This is a genomic window from Corynebacterium sp. MSK032 (assembly GCF_030232065.1).
In the GTDB taxonomy this organism is placed as follows: Bacteria; Actinomycetota; Actinomycetes; order Mycobacteriales; family Mycobacteriaceae; genus Corynebacterium; species Corynebacterium jeikeium_D.
Genome location: NZ_JASPJR010000026.1, coordinates 1 through 7,049, shown reverse-complemented (window position 1 = coordinate 7,049; position 7,049 = coordinate 1). Strand labels below are relative to the sequence as shown.

5 protein-coding genes are annotated in these 7,049 nt (G+C 60.8%); 3 read left to right on the top strand and 2 right to left on the bottom strand.

All coding sequences use genetic code 11. The annotated features are described in order from the left end of the window. Positions 1 to 289 precede the first annotated feature (289 nt). A complete protein-coding gene (locus tag QP995_RS10645) occupies positions 290 to 478 on the bottom strand; it encodes a hypothetical protein (RefSeq protein ID WP_016423317.1) in 189 nt (62 codons plus the stop codon). A gap of 74 nt (positions 479 to 552) precedes the next feature. Between QP995_RS10645 and QP995_RS10640 the strand changes: the two genes are divergently transcribed. The 3 genes from QP995_RS10640 to QP995_RS10630 all read left to right on the top strand — a co-directional run bounded on the left by QP995_RS10640 (position 553) and on the right by QP995_RS10630 (position 5,588). Continuing rightward, positions 553 to 3,069 carry a helicase-associated domain-containing protein gene (locus QP995_RS10640; protein ID WP_284853193.1) on the top strand — a complete coding sequence of 839 codons (2,517 nt, stop codon included), beginning with the start codon at positions 553 to 555 and terminating at the stop codon, positions 3,067 to 3,069. Positions 3,070 to 3,217: 148 nt separating this feature from the next. Further along, a complete protein-coding gene (locus tag QP995_RS10635) occupies positions 3,218 to 4,921 on the top strand; it encodes a DNA repair helicase XPB (RefSeq protein ID WP_005511868.1) in 1,704 nt (567 codons plus the stop codon). A gap of 25 nt (positions 4,922 to 4,946) precedes the next feature. Next, entirely contained in the window at positions 4,947 to 5,588 is a 642-nt protein-coding gene (locus QP995_RS10630) for a DUF3239 domain-containing protein (protein ID WP_284853192.1), read from the top strand. Between the two features lie 132 nt (positions 5,589 to 5,720). On the opposite strand, the gene QP995_RS10625 is transcribed toward QP995_RS10630, so the two are convergent. Further along, positions 5,721 to 6,863 (bottom strand): alpha/beta hydrolase, encoded by a 1,143-nt coding sequence (locus QP995_RS10625; protein WP_049171987.1) that lies wholly within the window; start codon positions 6,861 to 6,863, stop codon positions 5,721 to 5,723. Positions 6,864 to 7,049: the final 186 nt, after the last annotated feature.

Genomic DNA, 7,049 nt, shown 5'->3' with positions numbered 1-7,049 from the left:
TGCTTCACTACTTCTCCTGGTCGAAAGTGGTGATGCATTCACCGCCTGAACCTACCGGCTTGAAAGTGTCATAAACTTACACAGTTTCACATTTGCAGCTCGCATCCATGGGGGCCATTCCGGTGGATTGACCGGAAACGGGCTTGAATAAGGTCCAGCCCCCACTTCAAGCGCCCCTACTCAAGCCCCCGCCCCGAGGCCACTGATGTGAAAACCCGCAGCCATGACTGAACTAGCAGTCACGGCTGCGGGCCTCCAGCAGATGTAGCTCTGCTAAGAACCTAAAAGATTACTTGTTAATCACCGTGGTCGGGTGCACGTAACCCAGAGTCTCCGGATCAACCGGGAACTCAATGTCGCCGAAAGGCGAATCTGCACCAGCGTGGTGAGCAATCAGTTCAGTAACAGCGTGCTGACCAGGCTCGAGGTCCTTCGGCCAGCCGGGATCGACATAGGATTTCTTTGCAACGTTAGCCATGCTGAGATTATCCCAAAAATTTTCTCCCCAGTCACCTTCTCCCCTCCTTAAATCTCACTAAAGTGGGGATTGTCATGACTAGCACCACCCCCTTTGCACTCTTTTCCGACTGGCTGGCAGGTCAACCAGACCAATTTGTGGGCACTATCCTCAGCAATCGCCCCGATGCGCTGTCGCCACCGCCGAAGTCTTCCCAGGTGCTAGCGGCAAGGCTCCAGCTCCGCGCTTCTGTCTCCCGCGCGCTAACCAAACTGCCCGCACTGGAGCTCGCCTGCATTGAGGCCGCCGCCGACCTCGGTGCTGACGCCGAACCCGTCACTGCGGACGCCCTCATCGACTACATTCTCGACTTACTCTCTCGAGCAGAGGTTCCCGCCAATCAACGGCCCACGGCCACGCATATTCGGACAAGCCTCGATACCCTGCGCGAATACGGACTCATCTGGGGCAACGGTCCCGGCCCCCGCGGCACCTTCACCGGCAAGTCCACCCGCAAGAAACCTCTGCCCTGGCAGGACTACTTCTGTCTCAGCGATGAGGTCGCCACCTCGTTGCCACCTGGCTGGTATCTTCTGCCCAATCCCGATGGCCCCAGCCGCAGCCAGCTACGCACGGCACTCACCGAGGTCACAGACAGGCAGCAGCGTCTCCTGGATACCCTCGCCAACTCCGGAGGGCTCGGCGTCACAAAGGGCGCTCATCCGGATGCCGACCCTTCGCTGCCGGTCCCAGCGCTCATCAACGCCGGCCTGCTCGAACGCATCGACGAGGGCACCGTTCGCCTGCCCGCCACCGTTCGCGCGCTTATGCGTGGAGTCGGGCTTGCCGACGACGACGTCCCCCTGCGCCCCGAAACCCCCGCTACCCACGTGATCGCCAGCGGTAACGACCGTGCTGCCGCCACTGCCTGGGAAACTTTGCGACAGGCGACTGACCTGCTGGACTTGCTGGGAACCGCCCCCGCGCCGACCTTGAAAAACGGTGTCATCGGAGTGCGGGAAACCCGCAGTCTCATCGAGGAGCTCGGCGTCGACATCTCGGAGTTGGCTCGCGGCGTGGCTAACCTCAGTGCAGCGGGCCTGGTTCATGTCGGCACTCCGCATCCGCTGCCACTGCACGACAGCGGTGGTGACTATTTCGCCCCCACGCTGGCAGCCGACGGCTTCCTCGACGCCGATCTGGTTGACCGGTGGGTGAGTTTGACGGTCGGCACTCGCACTAGCGACGCAGCTCCCTGGCGGGTCGACCAGCTCAATGAGGAAGGCAAGCGCATTGCTCTACTCTCCCCACAAGCTCGGCTCTCCGGGGTACCGTCAATCCGGGAAATGGTGCTGGCCTGCTGTGCGCAGGTGGCGTCGTCGGCAAGCGACAACGACATCGTTGCTCTGACTGACCTGCGTGAATGCGCCGCCTACTACTACCCGATTACCAACGCGAGGTGCACGGACGAGACGCTCAGTGGCGTGGTCGACGAGCTGGTCGCCCTCGGCATCGTCGTGCGGGACCCGGGCGTGGAAACAATTTCCGTCGGACTTAGCGAGGTCGGCAAAGCCACGGTCGCGCTCATCGAATCCGGCACTGCCGAGGCCTTCGACGATCTACGTGCCGCCTGCAACAACCTCTTGCCGCCGAACGCCTCGTACCTGATGGTCCAGGCGGACAACACCATCGTCGTACCGGGCCCCGCATCCCCGGAGATGGAACGCATGCTCAGTTCGATTGCGCAGCTGGAATCTCCCGGCCTCGCCAGCGTCTACCGTGTGACCGAAGACAGCCTCCGCGATGCCCTCGACGCCGGCATCAACGCCGCCGATATCTCGGAGTTTCTTTCGCGCTACGCCGTCGGCGAGGTGCCGCAGTCCATTACCTATTTGCTTGACGACGTCGCCCGCCGCCACGGTCGTCTCCGCGGTGGCCCCGCAGCTTCGTTTATCCGCTGTGACGATCCGGCCCTGCTGGCCTCATTCCAGAGTCACCAGGCTGGGCAAAGCCTGGCGTTGCGGAAGATTGCCGAAACGGTGCTAATTAGCCAGGCCCCGCTTGCCCAGGTGATTGAGACCGCTAGAAATGCGGGCTTTTCCATCATCGCCGAAGATGCAGAGGGTTTGGTGCTGGATCTCGGTCGCGCTCCCTGCCGCATTGAGGCGCCAGCTCCGGTGCCTACTGCGCGTACAACGATGCCCGAACCGGAACGCATCAGCCAGGCGTTGACGGCTATTGCCGATGGCAACCGTGCTGCTGAGCACGCTGGTAGTTCCAGTGGCACTGCAGCCAGTGGCAACACTGCTGGGGTCTCTGGCTCGGCTGCGGATTCGGCGACAGGTACGGGCACGGCTGCCGGTGCCAGCGCTAGCACCGGTGGCACGAGCGACTACGCCTCCGGCACCGAAGCGTTCAAGCTTCTGCAGCGCGCGGCTCGCCATGGCGACGACCTGTATTTGAGCTACGTTGACCGCAACGGCAAACCCGGCCGCAAGCGCGTGCGCCCAGTCACCGTCTCCGGTGGGCAGGTCGATGCTATCGACCCGGCCACCAGCCAAGTGCTGCGCTTCCTGCTGCATCGCATTACCGAAGTACATCCTGTCGACTAGGCGGCGGGCGCGCGGACCGTCGTAAAGCGATGCAGAAGCGAATGTGGCGGTTCGGGATGATTCGAGCCCGTGCCGCATCTTCCGCGTAATCGTGGCAGAATTGACCTTTAGCTTATTTTTGGTCGAATGTCTGCGAGGCGAGGAAATAATGGGTTTCGGTACGGGTCCGCTGATCGTCCAATCGGATAAGACGGTGCTGCTGGAGGTCGATAATCCGGAGGCGGATGCGGCACGCGCGGCGCTGGCACCGTTCGCGGAGCTCGAACGCGCTCCTGAACATGTGCACACCTACCGCATCACCCCGCTGGCGCTGTGGAATGCCCGCGCCGCCGGTCACGACGCGGAGCAGGTGGTCGATGTCCTCGAGCGCTTCTCCAAGTTCCCCGTCCCACAGCCGCTGCTTATCGACGTCGCGGAGACCATGGACCGCTACGGTCGCCTGAGCCTGACCAAGCATCCAGCTCACGGCCTTATTCTGGTTTCACACGACCCTGCGGTACTGGCCGAGGTGACCAAGCACAAAAAGATTCGTCCGATGCTCGGCGAGCAAATCGACGCCGACACCTGGACCGTGCACCCCTCCGAGCGAGGCCGAATCAAACAGGAGCTGCTGAAGGTCGGTTGGCCGGCCAATGACACCGCCGGCTACATCGATGGTGAGGCACACGCCATCGCTTGGCAGGATCAGGGCACCGGCGGCCACGACACCTGGGAACTGCGCGACTACCAACGCATGGCGGCTGATTCCTTCCGCGAAGGCGGCTCCGGCGTCGTGGTGCTGCCCTGTGGCGCAGGCAAAACAATCGTCGGTGCAGCGGCCATGGTAGACGCGCAGCGCACCACTTTGATTCTGGTCACCAACACCGTCGCCGGCAGGCAGTGGCGCGACGAGCTGCTGCGACGCACCTCGCTGACCGAGGACGAAATCGGCGAGTACTCCGGCGAAAAGAAGGAAATTCGCCCCGTCACCATTGCGACCTACCAAGTGGTCACGCGCAAGACTAAGGGAGAATACCGCGCACTCGAGCTATTCGATTCCCGCGACTGGGGCCTCATCATCTACGACGAGGTCCACCTCCTGCCCGCTCCCGTGTTCCGAATGAGTGCGGATCTGCAGTCGCGCCGTCGACTGGGGCTCACCGCTACCCTGGTGCGCGAAGATGGCCGCGAGGGCGATGTCTTCAGCCTGATTGGCCCGAAGCGCTACGACGCCCCATGGAAGGACATTGAAGCCCAGGGCTGGATCGCACCGGCAGACTGCGTTGAGGTCCGCGTGACCCCGACCGAGTCCGAGCGCATGCTCTACGCCACGGCTGAGGCCTCCGACAGGTATCGTCTGGCCGCAACGACGCCGACGAAGATTCCCGTCGTCAAGCAAATCCTTGCCCGACACGAGGGCGAACCCGCTCTGGTGATTGGTGCCTACCTGGATCAGCTCGAAGAGATCGGCGAAGAGCTCGGCGTCGACGTCATCGAAGGAAAGACATCCAACGCCAAACGCGAGGAGCTCTTTGGGAAGTTCCGGCGCGGCGAGATCAACACGCTGGTGGTCTCCAAGGTTGCGAACTTTTCCATCGACCTTCCCGAAGCCTCTGTCGCCGTGCAAATCTCCGGCACCTTCGGTTCCCGACAGGAGGAGGCACAGCGCCTGGGGCGTCTCCTGCGCCCGAAGTCCGATGGTGGTGGCGCCGTCTTTTACTCGGTGGTGACTCGCGATACGCTCGATACCGAATACGCAGCTCACCGCCAGCGTTTCCTGGCGGAACAGGGCTACGCCTACCGAATCGTCGACGCAGACGAGTACCTCGGCCCAACCCTGCCCGGTGATTCCACCGCTAGCTCGGAATCCTAGAAAACTGGATAACTAAAGGACTGCCATGAACTTTCACTTCCCTGTCAACCGCGAGCACACCAACGCCAACAACGAGTACTACCGCGATGCCCGCCGACTGCTCATCTCTTCAGGCATTTTCTCTGCTCTGCTGCTCGTCGGCGCTGTGCTGGTTCTAGTAGTTTTCGACCGCACTCCGTTTGTTATCGGCAGCGCGGTTGTGCTTTTCGCCCTCGCGGCTCTCTACGTCGGCGTTACCTTCCAGGTGCGACGCGCAATTAAGGATCCGCAAGAGCTTTACGACGAATCCCCGCTGGTTCCGGCCATGATTGCGCGTGTGGATGAGCGGACCATGGTGCTGATGACCCTGGTGGACATGCGTAAAAACCCCTCCGATGGCGAGCCCGTCCCGGCCCTGGCTACACGTACGGTCACCACGATTTCCGGTGTCCCCCGCCGCGTGGGCGCGAAGGTGCCAGCTGTTGCTGTGGCCGGTACACACAAGAGCCGCACCGAGTTCTACGACGAGATCACCCCAGTGCCGCTCGCGTGGTCCACTCCAGACAAGTCAATCATTGCCCAAGCCCAGCGCAATATTCCTGTCAACGATTGGAATGTGCTCGAACGCAACATCGACCGGGTGGAAGAGGTACACGCAACGAAGCGCAACCTCCTGCCGCTGAACTAGTCCGGGGGCTGTTAGCCCCCGACATTTTGGCACTGAACTGTTCTAGACCCGCCCCCGATTTCCCTTAGCAGCGCCCCCTCCGCGGTGCTCACATGCACGGCGAGAGCGCCATTGGGAACTGAAACGGATTGACTAGCTCTTGCCCCATGACTCTTCGTTCTGCCGGTCGATCGCTTCCTTATCGTATTCACCTGCCGGATCCTCTGGCAGCTCACGTTCCGTGTGAGTGGCCTCTAGAATGAACCGCGCCGCGTCCGTAATCTGTTCTCGCTGAACCTTTGGAACCGCAATCTGGTGAGTCGCCAAGAATACCGCCTGAGAGGCCTCTCCCCCTGCCTCCTCAACCTTCTTCAGGTACTCGGTAGCTGGCCGAACGACAGTATCGCGGGAGGCCGCCTGAACGTGGACACGCATGCTTCGCGACGGCTCATGCAATCCCGGTGACACTTCCTTTGCCGAATCATCAGAGGTGCCGAAGAATGCCTGCAACCACACCGCAGGAGCACCACGCAGGTCTAGAGCCGGGGCAACGAGCAACAGAGCAACCGGAGTGTCTTGACTAATCTGGTCCACCGCAGAAACAACGTTGTGGCCGCCTGAAGAGACACCATAGAGAACTATCGGGTTCTGATCACTGATGGGCATTGCACCCAATTTTTGAAGCTGCAACGAATCATCTGCAACAGATGCGACTACCCGCGCGATGTCATTGACGGCCTCAGATACTTTATGCTCTGGCGCGAGACGGTAATCCACATCCACAACAATTGCGCCCGATCGGGCTGCCAGGGCAGCCATATTTGGGCCGAAGGAATTCTCACGCAGACTGCCGTCGCCCATCCAGAAAGCGCCGCCGTGTGCGGCAACTACCACAGACCCGGTTGGATCCTGTGGGACAAAAACCCGCACCGGAACGCTAGGACTATCCCCCACCGTCGTATCCGTCACCTCTACTTTGCCGTCGGCATACGCAAGGTATGGCGAGGAATGGTTGACGGCCGCCCCCAGGACCATCATTGAACCGTGAATGATGGCGTCTGGCATACGAGCGCCGCGGTCATTGACTGAAGCACGAGCCTTCTTAATGTCTTCCTCAGAGGCACCCAAGGGGACAACCTCGCTCAAGTAGGAATAGGCCGAGACGTGTTCTTCGAGCCATTCAATAAGCTGTTGTAGCTTACCTTCTTCGGTCGTTACGGGAGTGAAGTTGTCTTGAGCCTCGTCCTCAGAAGAAGCGAGGTTAACCACATCGGAGTTAGGTGTCTGATTAGTCATAGAGACAGTCTGCCACAGAGAGCCAACGAGGATTCACCAAAAGAGGAAACCGAGGATCCGATCGACGCTTAGTTAATTCTGTTTACCTGTGGGTAAAACAAAAGTGGGCCGCAGCACCCAACCCCACACAAGGGGCAAGGCAACCACGACCCACAAAACAAGATTATTATGCCGGCGGCGACCTAC